The following is a 22,492-nucleotide window of genomic DNA, read 5'->3' as shown; positions in this document are numbered from 1 at the left end:
GAGCGTCTCGCACGATGCTTTATGCGGACTGCACGCCACGCGCAGCCTGCCTTTCGGCATTCACATCATCACTGAGATTGCTGAACGCGGTCTGGTAAACGCTCCGCTCAAACCTATCGTGACTGAGCGGAGTTCCGATGTCACAGAATGCTGGAACAGGCGGCAGGCTTGAATAGCGCGGGAACTGTGGATGCTTTTCGATGTCGCGAAGACGCATCCGGTAGCCCATCAGTTCGAGCATCTGCGTTTCGGTGAGCGCCGTAGGAGCGATGCCGACACAGCGTTCTTCTTGATGGCGTTCCACGTGCGAAAGGGTCTCTTTGAGGAGATAGTCGCGAAGGTGGAGCAGTTGGCGTTTTGAGGCTTCACCGACGTAGTCTTTATACATGATAGGAATCCTTTATATTATGGGATAGCGAGTCGACACTAGGCCGGCTTACGTGTGCTGTTAGGCTGCCTTGGGGATGGCGTTCTGCCGCACCAAAGCATCAAGCTCAGGGGAGGCGCGATAGAAGTTGAATGCGGAGCCAATGCTGCCACTGGATTTAGGGTTCTGCTTCGCGTAGATACGACCGCGCTCCCGAATGGCATCGAGAAACACCTTCTCAAGCGCCTGAATCTGCTCATCCAACTCTTTCGCCACGAGAGCAAGCTCCTCGTTGCGAGCAGCCGTTTCAGCTTGGGCCGCCTTCGCCTGAGCCTGAGCGAGTTCGTCATTGATCGCGGTCAGAACCGTGGCGCTCCCGTCGATCAGAGCCTGCAGGTCCTGCACGTCCGCGTCTGCGGATGCCTTGAGCAAAGACGCCGTCGCCTGGTCGATCTTCCCGGCGCGGAAATCTGTGAGGGCTGCAGCGGATGCGGCTTCAGCATCGGCCTTGCGAACGAGCAACTGCGATTGAGCCTTATGGGCAGCGTCGGCATTTTCAGCAGCGCTAACGACGGAGGCACGAGCAGCCGCGAGAGCGAAAATTGCATGTGACATAGTTGATCCTTTGAGTCAGTAGATGCGAATGGTTATGCGTTAGACGGAATAGCGAAACGTGTTGCAATCGCTGCAATGCGGTTATTCCTGGCCTCCAGCAGACGCGCTGCGTCCTCATTGATTAGCCGGGCCGCGGCTTCCTTGGCGACCCGTTGTGCGGCTTCCTGTGCGACCACGGCAGCATCGAGCTTCTGCTGCTCGCCTTCGAGCGCGCGGAGAGACGCACGATGTTTCGACGTGTCACCGCCTTCGAGCAAAACCGTGTTCAGAGCCAGCTTTGCAGCGGCGATTTTCGACGTCAGGTCTACGTTCGACATAGCGGCCTCCTGGTCGCGTTTGGTAGGTAGTTTGCTCATTTGGCACCTTGCTTTACGCGGTGGAGAACGTCAGCCGGGATAACCTTTTTGCCGTTGATGCAGCGCTCGACGGTTTGGGCATCGTGGGACGACAGCTTGCCCGCGGCGATACCCTTCGAGGCCATCTGCATCGCGTCCTGAGCACTCGGTTGCACGCGCACAATCATGCGGACTTTTCGCGCGCTCATTTAACGTGGCTCCCGATCTTCTTCAGCAGGTCAGGATCGCAATGCTTGCCGCCGTTCAGCGCGACGTGCGTGGCGATATGGTTCGCTTCAGCGCCGGTAATCGCGCCGGCCGAGAGAGCAGCAGATGCGGCCTTCGTGATCTGGTCACCAGTCAGCGGCGCCGGTTCCATCTTCACGAAGACTTTGCGGGGGAGTGATTGCTTGCGCAGAGCATCGCCGCCAGTCATGCCATCCGAATCGGTTGCATACCCCGCTTCCAGCGACTTGACCAGCGCACGCGCCTTATCAAATGCAGGAGCAAGTGCCTTCGTCATGTCGACGCGAGCGACCTTGGTCGACTTCAACTGCGCGATAAGCTCGACCTGGTCGAGTTCTCCCGCTTCCGTGGCCTGCGTCCCCGGCACGCCTGCGCGTTGCGACTTCTCCATCGGCTCACCCGTCGCGGCCCGCGCGAGTTCCGCTTGCAAGTGTTCAAAGGCACCCTTATTTGAGTTCGTCTTCACTTTCTTAGCTCCTTTTCGGCCAGCGCCATCGGCGAGGCTGGTCGTTGAGTTTTCAATCGTCTTATGCGGATTCTCATTAATCTCGCACTGCTACGTTTCGATATGCCGCATTACATGGCGGCGGTCAGTCTCTGAAATGGTCACCTATCCTTTTTCGACTTGAGCCACGCCAGCATTTCGATACGGCTGTACTTAATGATCTTGTTCCCTAGCTTGAACGCTTTAGGGAACCCCTGCTCTTTGGCGAGGCGGAACACCGTCGTGCGCCCAACTGCCAGCAGCACAGCGACCTCCGTAACTGAAATGAGGTCGTCCCCCTGCCCTTCGGTTACATGGTCTGTCACATGAGACCCCCATTCGCTCGGGTTGATTCGGACAGTTCAAATTGAACTATTGATTTGAATGATGGCGTCACGAGTTTTTGTGCGTCGGAAGGTTCATATCAGTTCGCCATGGACCGAAATATACGGATCAACAGGCAGGTAATGAGGCGGCGTGCTCGCGATTCATACCAGCGGGCCATCCGATTCACGCGGTACATCAAGGGGAAAGTGGCGGGCTTCGAGCCCACATTCGCCGCTACAAAGTAGAACGATCGATTTCGCATTCGAAGAGGCGTGGCAGGCATCGCCGAACCATCGAAAATCCTTTTCATACCGCACTATCTAGCCCCTTCTCGCCATGAGGTCGTGACCTTCCTATAGACCTATTGCAGATAGATAGGTGGGGCATCCCATGCGGCATGGAAACGACGTTATTGCGGGCGTCACGCGCGCGAGTGGTCTACCGGTCTTCATGATGACTCAGGCCGACGTGGTCATTCGCCAGCACGAGGAATTCCCGTCGCTGTACGTTTTTCACTGCAAAACCCTATCGGCCGACATTTCGCAGGCAGCGTGTGCCGCAAACTATGCGAACCGGGGCACGCGCTCCGTCTCCTGCCAAGGCTGCAAAGTCCACGAGAAGAACGTCGAGCGAACCAAGCTGGATGTCCTCAACGATCCGAACGCCGACCGCCACCTGAGGTTCGCTGCCGCCAACGGCTTGGGTTGTATTCGCTGCCTGCGCGACGAGACGACGAATAAACGGCTGATCAACCGGATGCGTCTGATCCGCAGCAAGACCATTTGTGTGTCTTGCTGGAATCGCGAGCGCGAGATAACCAACAATGGCGGACTTAATTCGAAAGGCGCTCCGGCCCGCAAATGGGGGGCATGCCTGAGGCCTACGAGCCTCGTGATTCGCCTGGAGAGCGGAAAACTCGATACAGTCGACATCGGCTTATCTACCGGCCCGAGCGAAGCACGTCGCCACGCAGAGCGCCGGCAGTTCGACCTAGTTCAAATCTGGATCGACGGCGAGCGCGGCGAAGACATGCTCGACATGCTCCCGCGAACTGCCGAGCAATGGGCACGCGGGAAGAACTCCAAGCTCGAACCGAAGCCGCCCAAGGCACCGAAGGTCAAGAAGCCGCCGCGCATCGCCACTGCGCGCGAGGCCGCAGAGACTGAAGACCGTGAGCCGCGCGGCAAACTCAGCCCCGCCTGGTCGTCTGTGTTCGGCGATGACCTCGATGACGAACCCGTCAGCACGAAGCGCAGCGCCGGGCGCAGAGCGCCGCTCCCGCCGATGACACCCGAGCAGGCGCTCGCATATGAGCGGTCGTTCGATCAGGACGACGCGGAGCCGGTCGCCGAGATCGCGGCCACCATCGCGTCGCCCAAGCCGATCGAGCCGGTTGTGGGCACCCTCACATGGCGTGGCCGGGCACTCACAGACATCGCGGCAGAGCGTGGTGAGGATCTGGCAGTGATCGAGACGAGGATGCTTGCCACTGACTCACCCTTCCCCGATGCACACAAGGCAGTTCGTCCGCCGCCCGCTATTGCGCCCGCAGTACGTCCGCAGGCACCAGCAGAGCTTCGCCGGGTATTCCACCCGTTACTCAAGCGCCTCAGCTTCGAACCCGGAAAGCTCTACGGGTCTGTTATGCCGCTGGCCGTCGATCAGTACATGGGCAAAAAGAGCATCGTCCTGTTCGGCTGCTTATGCGCCACGACATTCAAGGCCCCGGCTCAAGCCGTCCTGCGCGGCCACACGACCTCATGCGGCTGCGGCGCCAAGCCTGAGCCCGCGCAGCCTGCGCACGATCTCGCTGCCTACCTGCGCACGCTCAAGGCTCCGCCGCCCTATCGCCCGTGGCTGAGCACGACGTGCTGGCATCGCATCCAGGTCGGCACCTACGCATACGCACGCTCTGTGTCGTGACTTGAACGTACCTCTATCGCCATGTACACCAAGGAAATCACCATGAATTCGCCCGTCGGAGTCCTCGTTGGTCGCGCACACCATAGCCCCGATGACATGCTGCGCGCGCTCGCCATCCCCGTGTACGCCGACAGCCTGGTCGACCGGCAGACCATCGCCTGGTTGCGCACAGAGAGCCGACAGTTCCGCATTGAGGTCCCCGCGGACGATCCGGCCGCCATCCGTTGGGCGCGATGCCTCTCGACGTTCAGCTACTCGCGCGACGCTCGCCTCGATTAAGCGTGGTCGATTGATCGACGAGTATCACATCACCCGTCAACCATCCGCACGTGCATTTGGGCCGAGTCAGACCGGGCCTTTCTTACGTTGGCCTTTACGGCATAGTGGAATCAATATCAATTAACCGGATATGGTACGGACATGTCATTTGTAGCATTCCTCTTTGATGGCGAAACACTTGAACAGATTGCCGAGCGCACCGGTATCCACTACAGCACCCTGTATGCGCGATACCAGCGGCACGGCCACCCACTCCCCACGCACCTAAGCGACAAGCCGCGCGCAGAGCGCAAGACTGCGCCAGAAGCGGCGGAGCTGGCAAAGCAGGCGGCACCGCGCAGAAGCAGCGCTATCGACATCACCGGCAAGGTATTCGGTCGCTTGACGGCCATCCGCAAGGTTGAGGATTCGAAGAATGGCAAAACGCGGTGGGAATTCGTGTGCTCGTGCGGCACTTTCAAACCACTGTTAGCCACCCAGGTAACCACGGGCAAAGTGAAGTCGTGCGGATGCTTGCGCGGCCAGAGCTACTTCGACATCACCGGCGAGCGTTATGGCATGTTGACCGCGACGGCCTACGTCGAGCGAGGGACGCGCGGCGCCCGTTGGCGGTTCACATGCGATTGCGGATCGAGCATCGTCGCCACCGCGAAAGATATCCGGTACGGCGGCCGGACAGATTGCGGTTGCCAGGCGGAGCGAGGCAGTGTCGTCCGCACGGATCTGAGGCGCCGCGTGCCCCCCGCGGCACCGCAGGGCGATGTATTCGCAGGATTGTCGGTCGAGCAGCTTGCGCGGCTTGCCAACACGCTTGGGATCGACGGCGACGCGGGGGCCATGGTGACCTTCGCGCGGGCCATTGCGGCACGGCACGCATCCGCCGCGACCGAGCCGCTAAGCTGGGTAAAATCATCCTCATGATCAACACCATCGACCACACCGGCAAGCGTTGGAACATGCTCACCGCCATCCGTTACTTGAACCACGGAAAGAACGGCGCGCGCTGGGTGTTCTACTGCCATCAATGTGGGCAAGAAAAGATCATGCCGGTCCGCTTTGTCCGCAACGGCAAGCGTGTCTCGTGTGGATGCAAGCTCCGGGTCGCCATCATCCGGCCCAGTGGGCCAGCCGTTGTGTGGCCGTTTCCGAAGATCCTGGGGCTCGACGGTTTGCCGGTATCGCCGGTATGGCGGCAGCACGAGGCGCCAAAGCCGCTCAGCCTCAACAAACTCGCCATCGCCCGGATCTAGCGTCTGCGTGCAGCCCTCTTCTCGGCGAAGAACTGCATCAGTATCAAGCGTTCGAATTCGTCAGCGACAAACGCTTGGCTTCCCAGAATCACTCTATACTCGGCGCTATCTCAGAGGATGGAGGGTGACTATGGCGGGTCCCTACGTTCCACATTATGTTGGTGACGCAGTCGATAAAAAGCTTCGGAGTCGCCTCGGCTGGCTGACGGCCGGTGTCGCTACTTCGATTCCGTGGCCACCCAGCGACGTTTGGGTGACATATGACGGTGACGACTTTATTCTGCGGGGCTCCAAGCGAAATGAGCAGCCGTCTCCCCCGGGTATCACAATCGCGTGCGACAGGGACAACGTCGATGATGCCCTCGCGAAGGTGTATCGTTTCACGTCAATTCTTGGCTGGTACAAATGTGGCTTTGTTGACGTGAGTGGGTATACCTACGGCAGTCACCCGATGCTGTATGGCGATCCGCGTAACGTCTATTCGAGTACCGGCACCATGAGCGCAAAGAGTTTCAATTGCAATCATATGCCGATTGTTCGCGATGAACGCGCTCGCAAGGCACTTGGCTTTTATCGCGAAGGGAGTCGCCTCCGCCATGTCCACGATAACTATTCGTTTCTGAGTTTCCACAAGGTTATCGAGTCGCAGTTTGCCAATGGCAGAACGAAAGGCCAATGGATCAACGCCAATCTCGATAATCTGACCGACGACAGAGCAGTAGCTCGAATCGCGGAGCTTCGGGCTAGTGGCTTGAATGTGGGCGATCACTTGTTTGAGAGCGGACGTTGTGCCGTCGCGCATGCGAGTCTACACGGTGAGATCGTAGATCCAGATATACCAGCCGACCGGCGACGTATATCGAGTGATCTTTGCGTCATGGAAGCGCTGGCGCGCTACTACGTCGGACGCGAGCTACAGATAGAGAACGACCGCGAAACCTACGCCAACCGAAATAGGCTGGCGCCGTGGCGCGGCCTCATGGAGGCTGCCTCACTAGCGCAGCTAGAGGCCGGGGAAGTCCCGGAAACAGTTGATCAGCTTGACGGCCATCAGGTATCCCTTGGTCTTTGGCCCGACGGGCCAATCCCCGGTCTAGAGGCAATGACGATGCGCGTCGAGGCGATCGGTGCGGGTGCAGTTCGCGTCGTGCTTCTCAATGAGCGTTTAACAATAGTCCTTCCATTTGTATTGGATTTTCGTCACGGCAGAGCGCACACGCAACTGGAGGAAGGCGGTCTCTGCCATACGCCACAAAACCGACCTGACGAAGCCGACGTCCGCGCCTATTCCACATACTTTTACAATGTACTTGGAAATGGGATCGCAGAATTGCAGATCGCTAATTTGCAGCCCGTGGACTGTGAGGTCGTCATACCCGTAAATATAGTTCCCCCCATTCCCCAGCAGGCAATTGAGGAACAGGTCGAGCGCTTCCGACAGCAGGGAGCCGCCTAATTTTTGCAAGTGGTGCACGACGATCGCTGCCAGCAAGCCACGAAGAGTAAAATGCCTCTGCGCAGACCAGCGGTTCGCCATCGACTAACTACCTCGCGCTTGCTGAGGCGGTGCGAGTCGTCGACGACATCGACCATTAGAGCGCTCAAAGGCCCATTGCCGCAACGCCCCCGGCGTACCGATCATCCGGGAACGGCGAGCCTACACTCGAATATCGTAGCGTTCCTGTAAGTCTCGCATGAACACAATGATCGCTTCACCGCATGCGACTTGATCATGATCGTCTCCAGAAAGTCGGAGCCCGTTAGTCGTCCAGTTTCCGCCGTTCGCTCTGTGCAGGTCGACTCCAAGGCTAGAAACATGGAGATTTCTACAAACGTGTACGGTTTCCAAGTGGTCGTTGATGATCTTGAGCAATGCTTCGCGGTCGATAATTTTGCGGGCCATGCGTGCCTCCGGCGCTGTATTTGCGGAATCCTGGTATGCCGAAACGTCCTATCTTCTACGCAGCGCTATCGAGCGTCAGAGCGGCGCATCTCACGCAACTTCATCAGCCTGATCAGCACCGCCGTGGCCTGCTGCTTCTCGGCCGGCGATAGTTGCGGCATCGCGTCGAGCTTGGCTTGCCATGCGAGCCAAGCATCCAAGGCGGCGTAGTTCGAGGTAGTGGATGGTTTCATGGGCCACACGATAGCGTGGAATCGAGTGATCTTCTACCGGTTTATCCGTTCGATTTCACGCGGCTCCGACGCGACGCTACCTCGACGATTGCGTGCCACCCATCCGCCGCTGATAATTGCCCAACCAACAAAACCGAGGGGTCAAAATATGACGTTTGCCGAAGAGCATACATATGCGGTCGAGCTGCGCCACGACGAGCTTGGAGATCTAGGTAATGGGAAGCTGACGTTTGGCGGAGGCCAACAGGTAAGCGCTCAGTTGTCGATGCTCAGTCCGATTCCACATTCAGAAGATAAATATCCCCTTGGGGTCGTGCGGGCGATAGACGATAAGGGGAAGCACTATGCCCTATGCGGTTGCGTCGCATACGGGCTCACCATTTACGCCGACTATCTGATCACGGGCGAAGTACCAGATCTTCAGTTTGATCGCGTGGATATTCGATACAGCGATATATCAGAGTGGTTTTTGCAATGGTGCAGCATAAATGGAACGGTCGGCGACACCCTGACATGGGAAAGATTGCCTCAACACATAGACACAGATTTCGTGGATGCGGGGCGCCAGTTCAATCTCACGACAGAATATGTCGGCACCCTCGATCATCGAGGCGAAGATCACATATTGCATGAACACGTTGATTTTTGCATCCAGCCGACGGCTGGGGTTATCACCTTCGACGAGGCACGTGGGAAAGCAATGCAACTTGCGTGTCTCTTTTCGATCCTTGTTGGTCATCCAATCTCAATCTTAGAATTGTACCTGCGGACCACCTCACAAGATTTCTGTGGACTGTATTTCCCAACGTTCAAGCCCGTTCCGCGCGACCTCTCCAATGATCGGTTTCTACTGAGCTGTTTTATCCAAAAGCACTTCCTTGATGGTCAATGGCAGACAATACTTCAAAATTTCTTCGGCTCAGAGCATCGAAAAATTCGCTGGACTCGCCTCGCTGGAATGCAACGCTACGACGATTTTTGGGAGTACGAGGCGCTCGGCTACGTCACTTTGCTCGATAGCTACGTCAGTCACCACATGGGACATCGAAAAGGAGCGGTCGTGGCGCCCCCGTCTCGGAAAATGCGTATCATGGAGGCGACGTTAGAACAACTCGCACCTAGCCTTAACAAAGCACTCGTTACAAGCATACTCGCCGCAGTCAGTCGAATTTTTTCGTCCCGACCAGGACAGAGTTTCTCTCAGAAATACGAGGCGACGATAGCGGCCAGCGACGTAGACGTTATCAGGATCATCAATATCTCTGATGAGGACTTTCAACTCATAAAAAAAGTACGCAACAACGTCGCCCACGGGAACGAAATTGGTCTCGACGACGACGAACTTCAGCAAATCCACGTAGTTGTGAGGAGGATTGAGCTGCTGCTGACGTACTGGGCGTTTGTCGACTTCGGGTTGTCAAAAATAGATTTCCTCAAGGGATTAAACAATCCTTTTAGCCGTCTACGCCGCCTCACCAACGTCAATGCGAAACATCTTGCACGGGTGACCAAAACAGCGGAGTTCTTCCAGGTCTCTTCTCAAGTGTTCGGCGCACTGTCGTCGCAAAAGGGGATAGCCGCTTTTGCCTGCTTTCTAGAGGGTCCAAATGGTGAAATCGAATTCTCCGATCACTTCATGCAGATGCAACGCGATTGGCAAAAAGCACGCCGTACAGGCATGTTCACGGCGGACCAAATCTTCGGCGTGAGCCTCGATGCAGTTCGGCATGTCAACCACATGTACATCGAATGTGGAGAAGAAACCTTGGAGTTTCATGGCACATACGTTTTCAACCAGTCCATGCTAAATCCCGCGTAACTGTCTTGCTCACCAATCGAAGCACTACCCGAGATTGCAGCGGGCATCCGATGCTGACGCGGCGAGACGCAAAAGCTCAATCTTTGATGGGAACATCCGGGAGCGGATCTAGGAGCATGTCGGCGAGCATCGCATCAAGCATGCGTGCATGGGCCTGATACTCAGGCGTGTCCATCAAACGATCGGCAGCCGCGTGGATCTCCGACATAGGCAACACCACCGGCACGATCACCAGGACAGTCACCGGCTCACCCACCGGTACCGTGGGCCGCCGAGCACGCTTGGCAGCGTCGCGCTGGTCGATCATGTCGTAGAACGCCTGATGCGCTCGGGCTGCTTGGGCTTTAGACATTAACGAACCTCGCGCGCGACAACATCCTCGGCCGCTTCAGCCGCATTCCGTCGCCGGGCAATCGCAAGCATCTGGACCGCAGCAGCACCGGCCCGGCGCGCGACAGCCTCGTCCGAATTGTCCTCGCTAATCGCCACGCCCGGGATATGGTGGACCACAATGCGCACCGAGCCGCGACCGGCAGCCAGCACCGGCAACTGCAGCAGCTTGATACGAATCCAGCCCTCAAGAGCCTTTTGCTGCATCTCCTGCCGGATTTTCGTCGCCTCAGTCAGCGACTTGATCCGCCGCGCAGCAGCCGCATCACCCGGCTTGCGCATTTCGCCCGCAAAGTCAGCCTGCAGCGCCCTCAACTCTTGCGAGTGACGGTCGTTTTGCGCCTGCAGCAGCTTCTTGCACTCAGCCTCGGTCCAGTCCCTCAACTCCCATTCCGTGAGGCCAAGGGGCGGCTCAGGAATGAGATACGTCCCCGGCGCAGGAGCGGATGGCGCACGGGCAGAAGGCGGAGCCGATCCCGTGGCAGGCGCATCATTGCGACGGCGTTCCCCATCGGGCGACGGCGTCTTGATCTCGGGAATGCGGGCATTTTCTGTAAATAATCCGACAGCAGCCGCAGAGGCGTTCTTCTCCGAAAATGGCGCGTCAGAGGAGCGTTTCCAGCCCTTTGTCGTAATGAGTTTGTGGGCATAGGTTTTGGAAACATGAAGTAAATCAGCCACTTGTTGCGTGGTAAGGCCCGAATCCTCAAACTCTCGGCGCACCCGCTCAATGTCCTCATTACTGACGCGGCTCTCTTTTGCCATGATGCTTACCCCATGTATTCGATGGAACCATCGTAGGGTCACGAACCGCGTGGCGTTCCCCATCGTTCCCCATCCTGTTCACCATCGTTCACCGTCCTTTCCGCGTGGCAAAATGTTGCATTCAACCACTCACGCGGATCGGCGCTCGGCGATGGATAGTCGATGACGATACAGCCGATCACAGTTGCCGATGGCGATCAAGCGACGATCGGCCACGAACGGCCATTCCGGTAGCCATGCTAAATTGTTAGCCCAAAGAGTGTAATGCTGCGGCCCAGCGAATACCGGAGCATTAAGCTTGGCGCCTACTGTAAGAGTGGCCGCTGCGTATTCCGGTGATCGTGACCGATGATTCCGGCATCGTGACCAGTGATTCCGGAAGCCCTCCGAAATCGGTCACGTTCGCCCGGAATGGGCGGTCACGATGAACCGGAATGGCCGGTCACGTTCATCCGGAATCATCGGTCACGATGCTCCGGAATACCCAGCCGCCGCCCAAACCTTGAATTTTCGTGAAAAGAACATAGGAAAATCGTGGACTACTATCAGGGCGTGGTAACCGTTTTTTGCGCGCAGATGGGGCCGTTTTCGTGAACACCGAGTGCTGCATACAGCTACATCCCGGCTCAAATCCGGAAGGCGGGATGCATTGGTTTTGCGATGCGGTAGCCATCAACATGCGCGAGAGGCAGGTCTTCCTATGCGAGATCACGTACTCGAAATCCCTCGACGCGCTCTCGAAACGTCTGACAGGTTGGTGCACTAACTGGCCTGCTCTTCGCCTCGCCCTTGTCCGTGACCTGTGCATACCAGTCGACTGGCCGGTCACTCCTTGGGTGTTCATTCCGTCGGAGCGCGAAGACCTGCTTGAACGCAAGCTGGCCTGACTCGTGAAACCGGAGGGCGACTTATCAATCCTGATGCCAAAGCCCAAAATCACGCATCTTGAGCGAGTCGCCCCATGGAACTACAACGCATGGGACTACAACTCGTGGATCGGGAAATCGGAATAGCCATGGACGGTGCAAGCGGCCGATGAATAGCCGGGTGGAGGGCGTCGGTGGCACGCTTTCGCAAGACCACGCGATATTTGGGAGACTCCCTCAGTATTTTTACTCTACGACCACCGCCGCTTCTTTATTCACGAGGCGCGCGACTTTCCGTTATCGAGAAAGCTTGGGGGCCGTAGAGGATCGACTTCTGCCCGACGCGACCGATCAATGGCGGTCCACTCCGTCAGTTCAACGCCGGACCGGGTCCAGCCATTTCGAGTCGTTGGACCGGTCGTCGACAGAGACATTCGAACGTCACCTTCGCCCCCAAACCGACTTCACGAAGCCCAAGCGCCCTTTCGTCGTCGCGCCAGCGACCTGGGCCGACGACCAACCTGGCTTCACGTCTCACTAACTGCCATTGCTCGGTGAGAGTACGAGTTCAATCGCGTTTTTTAGTCGCGTCGCCAACAGTCGCCGTGCATCAGCCTTATTCTCGTCCGTTTCGGCGCAGCGATAGATAAGTTGCCTCTTGAATCCAAGATCGAAAGGAAGATCCTTTGTTTCCCCATAAGTTTCATTGAAGAGCATTATTATTTTTTTATCCCCCAAAGACTTCATGGCATATCCAAGCTCGAACATTACGTTGCAGTTTGGCTGATTCCAGGCCATCAATGAAACATCCGCAACGAATATGTCAGTCGAATCAATTTTCTGGAGGATCGTATTAATCACGTCGGGAGATCCCGGCGTATTAGATGTATCAGAATCCAAGCCAACGCGGCCCTCCAATTGCAGCGATGAATTCAAATCCTTTATGGCGCGCTCTAAACTATCCTTAATAAATCCACGGTTAGTGTTGTTTGGTAGCTGTGATTGCCAAGAATAAAACACTGTACGGAGCGAGCTGGGCTCAGGTTCAGGTTCAGGTGCCGTTGCCAACGATTGGCACGTTGTCTTTATTAAGTGTAGGGCTGACTCGGTTGCTGCATTTTTTCCCGGCGCGCTCTGCAACGAATTTAAACGGACCGCCGTATAGACTGCCTGAATAAAATCATGCTGCTGCTTTAGAGGTATCGCAGCTTTAACGGAAGATTCTAGTTTATCGCCGTCTAGGAAAATAACGCCCATATTCCTGATTATGTTGAAAATTTTGGGATCCGTGCTACTTCGAGATGTCTCATATTCAGCAAGCGCGGTAATGGCCTCATCGGCCATATCGGCCGCCTGACGAAAAAAATTCTTGTTCATAGTTTTGAGTGTTGGTCTGTTCGCACGCTTGCTTGACGCTGCTATTTTATCGTCATCTCCGCACTTTAGGTGCCAGCTTCGATTTGGGGCTTGATGACTGCGCATAAGGCTTCAACGGCTGCTTTGCGTTGGAAGCGACCTTCAGCACCTGCACGCCCCGAAGGTCCGAGAAGGGTCAAAAGCGACTTTCAAACCCGCAACGCAGGAGGACGACCAGTGCACCCTCATCGCTTAACCCGCCACGGATGGATGCGAAAGCCCGGCGCACACCTGAATGTCGAAAATCTCGGCGTAGCCGACAATTATTGCTGAGCCTCGACGTTTCGAAGGGCAGCGCTGTCGGCGCGAGCATCGTCACCAAATTCGCCAAGTGCTTTGATTTCCTTGCCCTCGGGCGTCAGCAGGATGTACGGATTCCATGAGCCGTGCCCAGCCATGTACCGATGCTGCTTCGTCACCAGGCAACCCGCATATTTGCCGCGCCTGACGACCGCTACGCCGTTTCCATTGGTAACAAACCTTTCGCGGCCGCCCTGAACCGAAACAGCATGAATCGCTTCTGACGTAGCCCATGCGGACGTGTTGAAGTAGAGCTTCGATCCGTCCCGAGAGAACGCAAGCGAGTTGATTCCAGAGAGTTCGCCCTCCGGCTTTTCCGAGTGCGCGGCAGAAACGATCTTCTTCACCGCGCGGTCTGAGAGGCGCATCACGTACACGTCGCGCAGAAAGCCACTCCCGGCATCCTCCGAGTCCTCCTGCTCTCCAGGGTGCAGACGCGTGAAGGCGATCAGGCTCCCGTCCGGAGAGATCACCGGATTCCCGTCGGCACCCGACTCCGTGAGCACTTCGGTCGCGCCCGAGGCCTGCAAGTAGACGAGGTTTCCGTACTGGACAACGACGGATTGAGCGTGCGCGGCGACGGCGGCGAGGGCCAGTACGGCGGCGAAAATGGCCCGTTTCATGGTGTGCTCCTGCTCAATCTGGCAAATCGCACGTGCCCGTAAGCAGCCATGCAGCGGTGCGCGTTTCAGGAATAGCGCGACGGCCTCGCTTGATGAGTTCCGGCGTCCCGAGGACCGCGCAGGGAGGATTCTCTGCTTCCCCGGTGGTGTAAATCGTGTATTCCAAATCGCCCAACGTCACGTGCAGCGGGTCTTCAGCCACGTCGTCACGCGAGATCTTGCGCACCATAATGCCGGTCACGGTCAAGCCAGCGCCAGCCAGCCGATTGCCAAGATCGCCCTTGATCGCCGGGATGGAATGCAGGATTTTGGCGATTCCGACGTTATCTTCGATTAGCTTCACGTCGTCCGCGCTCGCCGCGCTGGAAAACAGTACGCCGAGCGTTGCGGCGATGATCAGTTTTTTCATGCGTTTTCCCCGGTTTAGAAACGAAACATCTTGTTTTTATCGACGCGCATCATAGCGTGCCTCGCAGTTTCAAAGCTTATCCCTTTGGGAAGAGTTTCCAGTCGGAAGTCTCGAAATAGTGATCAGACTGTGCATCGCGATATCCACCCGGCCTCCTGTCGTGTTCGCCAGGTATTGCGCGATGGAGTCGGCAAACGCGTGAAGTAGCACCGCTGTCGATATTTTGGCGCTCTCAAGCTCCCGAACTCTCTCCTTCACGGCGCGGGGCATGGCTATCGCTGCGGATGCTTGCGGAAGCCGGGTGCATGCTATTCAGCAACTCCGGCACAGTCGGGTCGTTCGCGTCGCCGGCGCGCAGCTTGAGCGTGATCACGGGCGCCCCCTGTAGCGGAATGCTGCGTCGACCGACTGGGCGAGCCTTCTGCGCTTGATGCGGGCGCGCACCACGATCAGGACGGCCACGGCGACGCCGATGGCGAGCGTGCTCACGCAGCATCTTCCAGCAACAGGCGAGTCGAAAGGCGGCGCACGGCCTCATAAGCGGCGGCGGATGCGTGGATCTGGACCGCACGCACGCCCGGAGCTTCACGCAGGGCCATCGCGCGAACGTCGCCGAGCGTCAGCCCTGTGTCGGCCAGTAGAGCCATCAGCACGTCGAATAGCAGACTGGTCGAGGCGCGGCGTTCGATCGGGTTGCGCGTACAGTGCACGACCTCATTGGTGACGTCGACCAGTTTTACGAAGAGGCTCGGGCGCATCTTTCCATCTCCCGCAGCGCGCGCCAGATATGGTGACCTTCGTCGATGCCAGCATAGAACGCATCGGCCTGTACTGTGCCCATCTCGTACGGCTGCACCAACTTGACGCCGTTGATGCGGAGCGCCAGAAGCGCGCGCACGCCGGCCTTGTATTCGGTGCTGCGCGGATCGCGGGCGGGGGCGAACGCCTTCCGCATGAGGTCGTCGACGTTCATCCCTGGCTCCCTGAACGCGGCCAGCGCACGGGGTGGGCGCGGAATCCCGGGCGCGGCTTCGGGATGTCTCCCGCTCGTACGAGCGCCTGAAGGCCCCTGGTTGACAGCGATGTCATGTCTGCCGCAGTCTGGAGATCAAAAAAAATCGGCCTCATGGGTTTGTTCATTTAGTGGAAAGGTCCTGCATGTCCTGTTCGTTGGGCATCTTGATTACGTCAACCGAACTCCGCAAAGCTGTTCGCATTCTTTCACTGCGGCGGCGCGCCGCGCGTCGATGAAGTTCGCGAAGTCCTGGATATGCACACCCTTCGCAGTCTTTTGTGATGCGGGCTCCATACGGATGAGCGGCAGAGCAATATCGCCGGCCGAAATCTTGCGCATGAGGTTCGGCAGTGTCAGCGGCGCAAAGAAATCGGCGCATACGACTTCGATCGGGATAATGACTTGGGCGTCGTACATCGCCATTAACAAGAAAACTGTCTTCATTCGATGGTCCTTTCCGGCGACGGCTGGCGGCTTGCCAGTCGAGGACAAACCACCCCGATTATTCAAGCGGAGCGCGCGGTACTCCGCGAGCGCCATCAAGATACGCGGAGCCTCACTCGCAGCCGAGATCACTCATGACCGCCGTCGCGAGGTTGACGCCGAGTTGAGCCAGCTTTCCCACTTCATCATCACCAAGCTCCACGATGGCCGAAAGCAAGTTTTTCGCCGCACGATGCCCGCTGATAACGTGCCCAATGCAATCAAAGATTCCTAGGGCGCCCCCCTCGTTAGCGTGCTCGCGGCAATCGATAACCGCCTCGTGGGTAGCTTCGCACCCGAACCGCACAAGGTCCGCGATGTTATCGCCCGTTGCGAGGAGTGGCGCAATCCGGGCGAACAAGATCGCCTGCAGCTCCAGCGCCTCTATGGCGGTGTACAACGTGCGGTCCGTACTTCCGAGCAAGACGTGTTGAACGATTGAAGTTTGATCGAGACGAATTGAGATGACGTTCATGGAGGACTCCTACGTTAGGTATAAACCCCGCAGGCCCGGTTCCAATCGGGTGAGCGGGGAAACATGGCAGGCTTGGAACACCGGAACGTAGGAACCGGCACGGTCGAAACCGTCCCTGCCATGACCCCGCTCATAGAGAACGCGCCAAAGCATTTTACGGAACCCCCTAAGACGGGAGCTTTCCGCCCACGTTTTCGGGGTTCCAAGCCCGAGTCGCCTTTGTCTCAGCGACGACTAAACAATACCGTGCGCAGACATCTCGCGCAACCGTTTTATCAATATATCTATTTGATTTTATTGAATTAAATCTTCTTAACACGCAGAATTTTGCCCGTGGATTCCCGCAAATCATTGCTGCACAATCGTCTGCTTTTGGAGCAGACTCACCAAACGATTTTTTGTCCAGGGCGCCGGCCTTCGATGCACCGCGCTAGAAGCTCAATGCACCAATCCGACCGATGCGACGGGATGGGATGGGCAAACCCATGCTCGGCGACGATCGGAGCGAGCGTCGTGGCGTTCAGAACGGAATGTACGTTTCGTCGCGCGAGATATCGAGGAAAACCTCCCTGGTAATCATCGGGCTCCCGTTCTCGAACTTCACGGCGAGCGCGTCTTGCATGCTGATAGTCCCGGCCACGATCTTCTCGTGGAGCGTGGTCACATTGGCGATATCCGCTTTCGAGTAGGAGCTCGCGGTCCTCACTGGAGCGCCGCCGCCGAGACAATTCCTGCATGCGGTCGTCAGCCGATCCTTCGAGAGCTTCACTTCCGCCTTCGCACTCAGATGGGCATCCCACGTCTTGGCAGTGAAGCGGCGGAAGTCCGGGTCTTTATGGTCGACGCGCTCAAGGCCGCGACTCTCTTTGAACTGCTCGGCGCGTTCGATCGCGCGGTCGTATGCGACCACCGCGGTCCGCTCCAGCGCATACAGGTCCAGCGCACGCTTCGCGACCTCGGCTTCATCCCAAACACGCGTCACCGGGCGTCGCGTGGGGCGCTTGCCGGCCTTCGCCTTCAACGGCACTACGTTGCTACCTGCAGCGCGTTGCGCGGCGATGTCGGCGTCCATCTCGGCGACGTCGGCGGTCCAATCGGTTGATGTTTTACTCATGATGCATGTCCTTAAAAGGATGTAGTCCTGAGATTTTGTAAAGTGCCGATCTTTCGGCTTGGATTTTGCTTACACGCCGTGCTTTTCGAAGAGCGCCAGGATAGCCGTGCGGATCAATTCCGCCATCGACTGGCCCTGCTTCGCAGACAATACCTTGAGCCGCGCGACCATCGGCTCGGGAAAGAAAATATGCGTGCGCTTCATATGGGTGCTCCTTAAATATATTGGGTTCTCTGTCGTTTAGGCAGAAGGATCTCGCCCTTGAATTTGAGGAGCGAGCCTCGCCTGCCTTCAGCGCAGGGCGTATGCCTCGTGCGCCGAATTCGCCTGGTCGACCGGCTTGTTCTTCTCGAACTTCGCGCGGTACTCGCGTGCGTGCTGCTCGTTCTCACTCCTGGGCCAGCGCGGCTTGTACTCGCCTCCGTCTACGAGGCGTTGCACGTCCGGAGCAATGATGCGCAGCAGGTCCAAGAACCGACTCGGGTAGAACAGCGGGCGATAGTCGCGACCACTGCGAAGATCCTTGTCAAATCCGAAGCGCAGACCGGCCGTCGTGAATCGCCACGAATAACGCATTACGCAATCCTTCTTCGTTGACGGGCGCACGTGGCGAAAGACAATCCCGTGGTCCTCAAGTAGCTTGAAGAAGCGCTGTGCGGGCAAGCAGCGGCCAAACCAGAGCAGCATATGCGTCGCCGTTCCTTCGCCAGAAAACGCGTCATCGGTCGGCGCGGGCAGCATGTCAGTCGGGAGCCCATTCGTTCGGAACAGCTTGTGGATGCCGTTGCGATGCTCTTCCTTCGTAAGGCCGTACGACTTCGAACCGGCGAGGATATCGAGCAGCATGACGCCCCTGGAAACAACCGCGATCGTCTTGTCTTCGAGCGCTGGCTTCGCGGACTCGGGTTCGACGCGTGCAGCGTTGGCCTTCGCTATTGCCGCTTGCTTGAACGTCTCGATGACATGCGCGTGGAACCTTGCCGAGATCCACATCGCATATGCAATGACTAGATTCTCGACCGCGAACGTGCCGACTCGCTGCTTCGCCTCAATAGATGGAATTCCCTCTATTTCGACTTCAGCGAGCAGCGCCTTCGTTTTCTTCAGCTTGAGCCACTCATTCGGACGATCCTTGTCGGCTTCGCCGGCCGCCTTGTGAAAATCGTTAAGCGAGTAGCGTCCGAGCGCATCACTGCGAATCGCTACACCATTAAGAGACAGAACTGCCATCAGGTCGCCCCGCTCCACCAAACTACTACCGGAATTACTGTTTGAAATCATTTCAATCGCCTTTAAGAAAAACTGCCCGGCGAAGATTTGATTTCCTCTTTTGACTGCTGGTTGTCTGCCGCGAATCGTTCGCTGCAGTGGTTTCCATTCTGCCAATCACGACCGCCTTTGTGTGCATCTGTCATGCGCATCACAATGCACATCAACGCAGTTTCTCCATATACAACCTGCGATTCCTGAGCCTTCGACGCTCCGAATTTCTGATCCTCGTCGATCACACTCGCACAAATCCGCGTCGCGCCTCGAAAACCGTGAGCGACCTCTAACGGCGCAGTGGACATCTGGCCTCGCGTCGGCGCAGTGTGCATTCCTCTAACGGAAACAATGCCACGGGGCACAGCATGCACACGCATCGACATCGAGCAGCAGCAGAACTGGCCGCATACGCACAAGCGAAAATTCCCACCAACGCGCAGTTGCACGCCATGGCGGCGGCATTCGCCGCCATGCTGGCCGCCGACATTGATGCACCCGTGACGGTAACAATTCGCGGCATCCCGATTACGCGCAACCCGCGCAACACCGATAAAAGCGTGACGGGCTGATTGGTTGCAAACTCATGCTGGCGCCCCACTATTGCCGCCGATGATCGCCTTGACGCGCGCCGCTAGGTCAGGGAAGTCGATTGGCCTGCAAGCGACCATCGACAGCACTGCCCACGGGTCACGCGCGGTCAGCGCCGCTTCACGCAGAGCCAGCGCCGCTTCACGCTCATCAAGCGCATGCTTTCGCGCCTCCGATGCTTGATACTCCTCGACCCTACGTTTCTGCTCGGCCTTCTGCTGCTCGGCCTCGGAGATTTCCGGAGCCTTGTCGCGAGCAGGGGCGGCGGCGCGCGGCTTCGACAGAACCGCCATCACTTCGGCGATCTTCGAATGATTCTTTGCTGCGATCTTCGGATCGATGGGCTTGTTGTCGCCCGGGCAAGCAAGCAGGGGGAATGCCGCCCGCCCGTCCGCAAGGGCAATGCGGCCCTCGTTGACGGCTTTCCCGATAACCGTCTCGTGCTGCGAATTGTCGGTCCCGAGTGAGACGCGCCAGCGCGGTTTTTGCTGCTTCTGGCGTGCCACGTCAACGATGCGCGTATAGCAATCGCGGAATGCCCGTGACGCGTTGAAGTTGTCGCCTTCGTCCAGCAAATGCCGCACATGGTCGAGCGCCTGCTCGATTTCGTTGCAGACAACGACCGTATTGCGCCCAGGATCGCCTGGCTTCGCATAGGCCAGCTTCGCGATAGCCCACGCCTCGTTATCGGACACCCAGCAATCAATGCTCTTGTCGATGTAGCCGATCACGTCGACAGGCACCGGCGCAAAGCGGCCGGTCTGCATATGATGGCGAAGCGCGCCCCTCACTTGCTCAATCGAGTACGGCGCGAGCATCTTGAACCAGAGCTTCAGCGCGTTCGGTTCAGGCAGTGGCTGGCGCAGGGTCGAGCAGCACAGGTTCAGAGCTTGGGTAAATTCGGCTTTGTCTTGGGTTTGCATGGTCACTCCATGTCGATCGTGTACGGGTCTGCGGGGGCCGGCAGCGAGTCAAGTGGCGTAACGCCATCGTCCTCAAGGAATGCGCGCATGTTTGCCTCGCTGATAGCGCGGTTGCGCTCCTGCGTAGTCATAAAGCCGCCACCCTGCGGCCCTGCGACTGTCGGCAGCGTCCACGCCTCCTCGAAGTGGAGCGACGTCCCGAAAAACGTCGATGCCTGCTTCACGTACTCGGTTCCGACGTTGCCCTTCGCCATGCAGAACGTCGCGTACCGTTTGACACCGGCAATCATGTCCGCGGCCCGCTTGCCCGACTTGAGGCGCGCATTCCATGCCTTCAGCGCGTCCGCCCGGTTGTTACCGCCCGAGCGCTTCGGATACAGCGACCATGCAGCATCAAACGCAGCATCGTTTGCGGAGGACTTGGCGGCTACCTGCGGAGGCGCTTGGTCTTCAGGAATGAGGTGCGTTTGAGAACCATTCGACCCTTCACTCTCTCCCGCGTCAGAGGTTTGTTGCTGCGCCGAGTTATCCACGGCTGCCGCTTCGACGGGAGCGACGGTGTGTGCGGGAATCGGAGAATCAGGAATCAGTGGATCAGGAATCAGTGAATCAGGGCGATTTCCACCAAAGTCCTTTCGCGAACTCACGTTATCTAACGGTGAGCTAACCGTTACGCCCATCTGACGAGGGTTTGCGGGCTGCGCATGTTCGATGCCAGGCAACTCGGATGGCTTTTCTGTCGAATGCGGAGACTGATGTTTATTGAATCCCTCGACCTGAATCAGGCGACGACCGTTCACGCTGTACCGCTTAACAAAACCACTTTCGTGAAGCAACGTTAATCCACCGTCTACGTCTACGGAATAGTACGGGAACACTTCGGCCTTGATGAAGCGCGGTTTGTCTTCGAGGCGGCCTTCACGGTCGGCGAGGCACCACAAACCCGCGAACAGCAGTTGAACATGCGGACCCAAGTCGGCCAAGTCGTAATTCTTGAAGAAGGCTGGTTTGATATTGCGAGCGCGAGCCATTACGCGACCTCCACCAGGGCGGCATATGCGCCCTTGATCGCGGTCACAGCCTCAGGGATCGTATCGAACAGTCCGAGCCGCGCAGGCTTGCCGTCGGCGGCGACGTACGTTGCGCGGAATGAACCGGAATTGTTGACGCGGACCACGCCGGGAACGCCGGTACGGGTCGCGCGAAATGCGGATGATTGCCGGGCCAGTTCGCTCGCCGACAATGTCGGAGCGTCAGGCTTGATTGATACGGCCGGAGCCGTAGAGGAACTGATTTGCACGATGCGCCTTCAATATTCGAAGGCGGTACAGCAATGCAGAGGCAATTTACCTATGTAGCACTCCTACCAAAAATTAACATGGCGTGCTAGTATTCACTGGTACTTGTCATGGACGCCCTAAGTCGTCCCTTTCACTTGTCAAATGCACTGCCGATCCGCCGATCCGGTTCGGTCTGAAAGCCTAAGGTCTGCGAAACCTTGGGCTTTCGTCTTTTTGGCGCCCGCTTTCGCGATGCCATGGACGCGAATGTATCGTGGGTCCGACTCTTCGTCTAGCACAGATTTCGGCTGAAACCCCCGCCAGATAAGGCTCTCAGTCTGCTCGCCGAGCAGAAATCACCCCTAGATCCAGTCAGAATCCCTTGAGATACCGACGGTCTGCTTGCCGCGCAGAATACGGTTTATGCGGTTCTTCGCAAAATTTTCTATCCTTTATTACTTCTCTATCTGCTCGAAAAGGGGCCTATTCGTGCGTGGGCTCGACAGTCGTTCAAAATAAATTGAAGCGCTACAGCTAAGGGAGTGATCGATTTCGATGCTCGGAAACGTATCTGGCCGAGATTTGAACATCTTCTCGAAACGCAGAAACGCTCATAAAGTGGCCGGAATTTCTTTAGACAGAGTCTCGACCACATGACCCACTTCTTTGACTTCTCACCGCTGCGCGCGAACTACCGCGCTCCTAGGACCGGTCGCCAGCACGATCGGCACGCGGATGTATGTCGCCGCCTATGCCAGGCTCGCCGGGACGATTCTGAGCAGCCAGCAGGCGGCGGCT

At 57.6% G+C, this 22,492-nt stretch carries 31 protein-coding genes; 7 read left to right on the top strand and 24 right to left on the bottom strand.

Going from position 1 to position 22,492, the window contains the following annotated elements:
* Positions 1-19 precede the first annotated feature (19 nt).
* From EOS_RS33070 to EOS_RS47270, 6 genes are all read right to left on the bottom strand, one after another.
* Positions 20-388 carry a hypothetical protein gene (locus tag EOS_RS33070; RefSeq protein ID WP_047896422.1) on the bottom strand — a complete coding sequence of 123 codons (369 nt, stop codon included), beginning with the start codon at positions 386-388 and terminating at the stop codon, positions 20-22.
* Positions 389-448: 60 nt separating this feature from the next.
* Entirely contained in the window at positions 449-889 is a 441-nt protein-coding gene (locus EOS_RS33065) for a hypothetical protein (RefSeq protein ID WP_152693213.1), read from the bottom strand.
* A 125-nt stretch (positions 890-1,014) separates the two neighbouring features.
* Entirely contained in the window at positions 1,015-1,299 is a 285-nt protein-coding gene (locus tag EOS_RS33060) for a holo-ACP synthase (protein WP_047896420.1), read from the bottom strand.
* Between the two features lie 35 nt (positions 1,300-1,334).
* On the bottom strand, positions 1,335-1,526 hold the full coding sequence (locus EOS_RS33055) for a hypothetical protein (RefSeq protein ID WP_047896419.1): 192 nt from the start codon (positions 1,524-1,526) through the stop codon (positions 1,335-1,337).
* On the bottom strand, positions 1,523-2,029 hold the full coding sequence (locus tag EOS_RS33050; RefSeq protein WP_047896418.1) for a hypothetical protein: 507 nt from the start codon (positions 2,027-2,029) through the stop codon (positions 1,523-1,525). The genes EOS_RS33055 and EOS_RS33050 overlap by 4 nt, the downstream gene beginning before the upstream one ends.
* 140 nt (positions 2,030-2,169) lie before the next feature.
* On the bottom strand, positions 2,170-2,373 hold the full coding sequence (locus EOS_RS47270; protein ID WP_047896417.1) for a helix-turn-helix transcriptional regulator: 204 nt from the start codon (positions 2,371-2,373) through the stop codon (positions 2,170-2,172).
* A gap of 451 nt (positions 2,374-2,824) precedes the next feature.
* Between EOS_RS47270 and EOS_RS33040 the strand changes: the two genes are divergently transcribed.
* The 5 genes from EOS_RS33040 (at position 2,825) to mauJ (ending at position 7,282) form a co-directional block, all read left to right on the top strand.
* Entirely contained in the window at positions 2,825-4,297 is a 1,473-nt protein-coding gene (locus EOS_RS33040; RefSeq protein ID WP_152693212.1) for a hypothetical protein, read from the top strand.
* Between the two features lie 42 nt (positions 4,298-4,339).
* Positions 4,340-4,576, top strand: a complete 237-nt coding sequence (locus EOS_RS33035; protein ID WP_047896415.1) for a hypothetical protein — start codon at positions 4,340-4,342, stop codon at positions 4,574-4,576.
* A gap of 141 nt (positions 4,577-4,717) precedes the next feature.
* A complete protein-coding gene (locus EOS_RS43760) occupies positions 4,718-5,497 on the top strand; it encodes a hypothetical protein (RefSeq protein ID WP_053064108.1) in 780 nt (259 codons plus the stop codon).
* A complete protein-coding gene (locus EOS_RS33025) occupies positions 5,494-5,826 on the top strand; it encodes a hypothetical protein (protein ID WP_047896414.1) in 333 nt (110 codons plus the stop codon). Before EOS_RS43760 ends, EOS_RS33025 begins: the two co-directional genes overlap by 4 nt.
* A gap of 130 nt (positions 5,827-5,956) precedes the next feature.
* Positions 5,957-7,282, top strand: coding sequence for a methylamine utilization protein MauJ (gene mauJ / locus EOS_RS33020; RefSeq protein WP_047896413.1), 1,326 nt, complete (start codon positions 5,957-5,959; stop codon positions 7,280-7,282).
* Between the two features lie 201 nt (positions 7,283-7,483).
* Here the strand turns inward: mauJ and EOS_RS33015 are convergent, their stop codons facing one another.
* On the bottom strand, positions 7,484-7,729 hold the full coding sequence (locus tag EOS_RS33015; RefSeq protein WP_047896412.1) for a hypothetical protein: 246 nt from the start codon (positions 7,727-7,729) through the stop codon (positions 7,484-7,486).
* Positions 7,730-7,794: 65 nt separating this feature from the next.
* The gene (locus EOS_RS47265; RefSeq protein ID WP_160312556.1) at positions 7,795-7,962 is read right to left on the bottom strand and encodes a hypothetical protein; all 168 of its coding nucleotides are present in this window, start codon (positions 7,960-7,962) and stop codon (positions 7,795-7,797) included.
* Here EOS_RS47265 and EOS_RS33010 point away from each other — a divergent pair.
* Positions 7,961-9,781, top strand: a complete 1,821-nt coding sequence (locus tag EOS_RS33010; RefSeq protein ID WP_152693211.1) for an ApeA N-terminal domain 1-containing protein — start codon at positions 7,961-7,963, stop codon at positions 9,779-9,781. The two genes, EOS_RS47265 and EOS_RS33010, sit on opposite strands and share 2 nt — an antisense overlap.
* A gap of 76 nt (positions 9,782-9,857) precedes the next feature.
* Here the strand turns inward: EOS_RS33010 and EOS_RS33005 are convergent, their stop codons facing one another.
* From EOS_RS33005 to EOS_RS32935, 13 genes are all read right to left on the bottom strand, one after another.
* A complete protein-coding gene (locus EOS_RS33005; protein ID WP_047896410.1) occupies positions 9,858-10,133 on the bottom strand; it encodes a hypothetical protein in 276 nt (91 codons plus the stop codon).
* Positions 10,133-10,936, bottom strand: coding sequence for a hypothetical protein (locus EOS_RS33000; RefSeq protein ID WP_152693210.1), 804 nt, complete (start codon positions 10,934-10,936; stop codon positions 10,133-10,135). The genes EOS_RS33005 and EOS_RS33000 overlap by 1 nt, the downstream gene beginning before the upstream one ends.
* A 1,403-nt stretch (positions 10,937-12,339) precedes the next feature.
* Positions 12,340-13,179, bottom strand: coding sequence for a hypothetical protein (locus tag EOS_RS32985; RefSeq protein ID WP_152693209.1), 840 nt, complete (start codon positions 13,177-13,179; stop codon positions 12,340-12,342).
* Positions 13,180-13,481: 302 nt separating this feature from the next.
* Positions 13,482-14,141, bottom strand: coding sequence for a TolB family protein (locus EOS_RS32980; RefSeq protein ID WP_047896407.1), 660 nt, complete (start codon positions 14,139-14,141; stop codon positions 13,482-13,484).
* Positions 14,142-14,154: 13 nt separating this feature from the next.
* Entirely contained in the window at positions 14,155-14,550 is a 396-nt protein-coding gene (locus tag EOS_RS32975) for a hypothetical protein (protein ID WP_047896406.1), read from the bottom strand.
* 485 nt (positions 14,551-15,035) lie between these two features.
* Positions 15,036-15,308 (bottom strand): hypothetical protein, encoded by a 273-nt coding sequence (locus EOS_RS32965; protein ID WP_047896404.1) that lies wholly within the window; start codon positions 15,306-15,308, stop codon positions 15,036-15,038.
* On the bottom strand, positions 15,287-15,523 hold the full coding sequence (locus EOS_RS32960; RefSeq protein ID WP_047896403.1) for a hypothetical protein: 237 nt from the start codon (positions 15,521-15,523) through the stop codon (positions 15,287-15,289). The genes EOS_RS32965 and EOS_RS32960 overlap by 22 nt, the downstream gene beginning before the upstream one ends.
* 210 nt (positions 15,524-15,733) lie before the next feature.
* Complete coding sequence (locus tag EOS_RS32955) at positions 15,734-16,105, bottom strand: pyocin activator PrtN family protein (protein ID WP_407639199.1); 372 nt, start codon at positions 16,103-16,105, stop codon at positions 15,734-15,736.
* Between the two features lie 16 nt (positions 16,106-16,121).
* The gene (locus EOS_RS32950; RefSeq protein WP_047896402.1) at positions 16,122-16,523 is read right to left on the bottom strand and encodes a hypothetical protein; all 402 of its coding nucleotides are present in this window, start codon (positions 16,521-16,523) and stop codon (positions 16,122-16,124) included.
* Positions 16,524-17,043: 520 nt separating this feature from the next.
* On the bottom strand, positions 17,044-17,637 hold the full coding sequence (locus tag EOS_RS32945; protein WP_047896401.1) for a hypothetical protein: 594 nt from the start codon (positions 17,635-17,637) through the stop codon (positions 17,044-17,046).
* Between the two features lie 69 nt (positions 17,638-17,706).
* Positions 17,707-17,841 (bottom strand): ribbon-helix-helix domain-containing protein, encoded by a 135-nt coding sequence (locus EOS_RS45785; RefSeq protein WP_082163598.1) that lies wholly within the window; start codon positions 17,839-17,841, stop codon positions 17,707-17,709.
* Between the two features lie 87 nt (positions 17,842-17,928).
* Complete coding sequence (locus EOS_RS32940) at positions 17,929-18,867, bottom strand: KilA-N domain-containing protein (RefSeq protein ID WP_047896400.1); 939 nt, start codon at positions 18,865-18,867, stop codon at positions 17,929-17,931.
* Positions 18,868-18,929: 62 nt separating this feature from the next.
* Positions 18,930-19,208 (bottom strand): hypothetical protein, encoded by a 279-nt coding sequence (locus EOS_RS32935; protein WP_047896399.1) that lies wholly within the window; start codon positions 19,206-19,208, stop codon positions 18,930-18,932.
* 60 nt (positions 19,209-19,268) lie between these two features.
* Here EOS_RS32935 and EOS_RS32930 point away from each other — a divergent pair, with 60 nt between their 5' ends.
* Positions 19,269-19,472 carry a hypothetical protein gene (locus EOS_RS32930; RefSeq protein WP_047896398.1) on the top strand — a complete coding sequence of 68 codons (204 nt, stop codon included), beginning with the start codon at positions 19,269-19,271 and terminating at the stop codon, positions 19,470-19,472.
* A gap of 12 nt (positions 19,473-19,484) precedes the next feature.
* Here EOS_RS32930 and EOS_RS43750 read toward each other — a convergent pair whose 3' ends face one another.
* Genes EOS_RS43750 through EOS_RS32910 form a run of 3 tightly spaced genes read right to left on the bottom strand, consistent with a single transcriptional unit; the run spans position 19,485 to position 21,714 of the window.
* A complete protein-coding gene (locus tag EOS_RS43750) occupies positions 19,485-20,414 on the bottom strand; it encodes a hypothetical protein (protein ID WP_053064105.1) in 930 nt (309 codons plus the stop codon).
* A gap of 2 nt (positions 20,415-20,416) precedes the next feature.
* Positions 20,417-21,445 (bottom strand): hypothetical protein, encoded by a 1,029-nt coding sequence (locus tag EOS_RS43745; RefSeq protein ID WP_053064104.1) that lies wholly within the window; start codon positions 21,443-21,445, stop codon positions 20,417-20,419.
* Complete coding sequence (locus EOS_RS32910; RefSeq protein WP_152693208.1) at positions 21,445-21,714, bottom strand: hypothetical protein; 270 nt, start codon at positions 21,712-21,714, stop codon at positions 21,445-21,447. The genes EOS_RS43745 and EOS_RS32910 overlap by 1 nt, the downstream gene beginning before the upstream one ends.
* Positions 21,715-22,492: the final 778 nt, after the last annotated feature.

This window comes from Caballeronia mineralivorans PML1(12), from assembly GCF_001028175.1.
GTDB lineage: Bacteria > Pseudomonadota > Gammaproteobacteria > Burkholderiales > Burkholderiaceae > Caballeronia > Caballeronia mineralivorans.
Note: the sequence above shows the minus strand (reverse complement) of the source record. Positions and strands in the feature narration are given on the sequence as shown.

Bases quoted from the DNA above. Each gene is read 5' to 3' on its own strand.
- EOS_RS32975 (WP_047896406.1), bottom strand. From the start codon at position 14,550: ATGAAAAAACTGATCATCGCCGCAACGCTCGGCGTACTGTTTTCCAGC.
- EOS_RS32950 (WP_047896402.1), bottom strand. From the start codon at position 16,523: ATGAACGTCATCTCAATTCGTCTCGATCAAACTTCAATCGTTCAACAC.
- EOS_RS33055 (WP_047896419.1), bottom strand. From the start codon at position 1,526: ATGAGCGCGCGAAAAGTCCGCATGATTGTGCGCGTGCAACCGAGTGCT.
- EOS_RS32945 (WP_047896401.1), bottom strand. From the start codon at position 17,637: ATGAGTAAAACATCAACCGATTGGACCGCCGACGTCGCCGAGATGGAC.
- EOS_RS33000 (WP_152693210.1), bottom strand. From the start codon at position 10,936: ATGGCAAAAGAGAGCCGCGTCAGTAATGAGGACATTGAGCGGGTGCGC.
- EOS_RS43745 (WP_053064104.1), bottom strand. From the start codon at position 21,445: ATGGCTCGCGCTCGCAATATCAAACCAGCCTTCTTCAAGAATTACGAC.
- EOS_RS32940 (WP_047896400.1), bottom strand. From the start codon at position 18,867: ATGGCAGTTCTGTCTCTTAATGGTGTAGCGATTCGCAGTGATGCGCTC.
- EOS_RS32930 (WP_047896398.1), top strand. From the start codon at position 19,269: ATGCACACGCATCGACATCGAGCAGCAGCAGAACTGGCCGCATACGCA.
- EOS_RS32965 (WP_047896404.1), bottom strand. From the start codon at position 15,308: ATGCGCCCGAGCCTCTTCGTAAAACTGGTCGACGTCACCAATGAGGTC.
- EOS_RS32985 (WP_152693209.1), bottom strand. From the start codon at position 13,179: ATGAACAAGAATTTTTTTCGTCAGGCGGCCGATATGGCCGATGAGGCC.
- EOS_RS47265 (WP_160312556.1), bottom strand. From the start codon at position 7,962: ATGAAACCATCCACTACCTCGAACTACGCCGCCTTGGATGCTTGGCTC.
- EOS_RS32980 (WP_047896407.1), bottom strand. From the start codon at position 14,141: ATGAAACGGGCCATTTTCGCCGCCGTACTGGCCCTCGCCGCCGTCGCC.
- EOS_RS33070 (WP_047896422.1), bottom strand. From the start codon at position 388: ATGTATAAAGACTACGTCGGTGAAGCCTCAAAACGCCAACTGCTCCAC.
- EOS_RS33015 (WP_047896412.1), bottom strand. From the start codon at position 7,729: ATGGCCCGCAAAATTATCGACCGCGAAGCATTGCTCAAGATCATCAAC.
- EOS_RS33060 (WP_047896420.1), bottom strand. From the start codon at position 1,299: ATGTCGAACGTAGACCTGACGTCGAAAATCGCCGCTGCAAAGCTGGCT.
- EOS_RS43750 (WP_053064105.1), bottom strand. From the start codon at position 20,414: ATGCAAACCCAAGACAAAGCCGAATTTACCCAAGCTCTGAACCTGTGC.
- EOS_RS33025 (WP_047896414.1), top strand. From the start codon at position 5,494: ATGATCAACACCATCGACCACACCGGCAAGCGTTGGAACATGCTCACC.
- mauJ (WP_047896413.1), top strand. From the start codon at position 5,957: ATGGCGGGTCCCTACGTTCCACATTATGTTGGTGACGCAGTCGATAAA.
- EOS_RS32960 (WP_047896403.1), bottom strand. From the start codon at position 15,523: ATGAACGTCGACGACCTCATGCGGAAGGCGTTCGCCCCCGCCCGCGAT.
- EOS_RS32955 (WP_407639199.1), bottom strand. From the start codon at position 16,105: ATGGCGCTCGCGGAGTACCGCGCGCTCCGCTTGAATAATCGGGGTGGT.
- EOS_RS45785 (WP_082163598.1), bottom strand. From the start codon at position 17,841: ATGAAGCGCACGCATATTTTCTTTCCCGAGCCGATGGTCGCGCGGCTC.
- EOS_RS43760 (WP_053064108.1), top strand. From the start codon at position 4,718: ATGTCATTTGTAGCATTCCTCTTTGATGGCGAAACACTTGAACAGATT.
- EOS_RS33005 (WP_047896410.1), bottom strand. From the start codon at position 10,133: ATGTCTAAAGCCCAAGCAGCCCGAGCGCATCAGGCGTTCTACGACATG.
- EOS_RS33035 (WP_047896415.1), top strand. From the start codon at position 4,340: ATGAATTCGCCCGTCGGAGTCCTCGTTGGTCGCGCACACCATAGCCCC.
- EOS_RS33010 (WP_152693211.1), top strand. From the start codon at position 7,961: ATGGGCCACACGATAGCGTGGAATCGAGTGATCTTCTACCGGTTTATC.
- EOS_RS33040 (WP_152693212.1), top strand. From the start codon at position 2,825: ATGATGACTCAGGCCGACGTGGTCATTCGCCAGCACGAGGAATTCCCG.
- EOS_RS32935 (WP_047896399.1), bottom strand. From the start codon at position 19,208: ATGTCCACTGCGCCGTTAGAGGTCGCTCACGGTTTTCGAGGCGCGACG.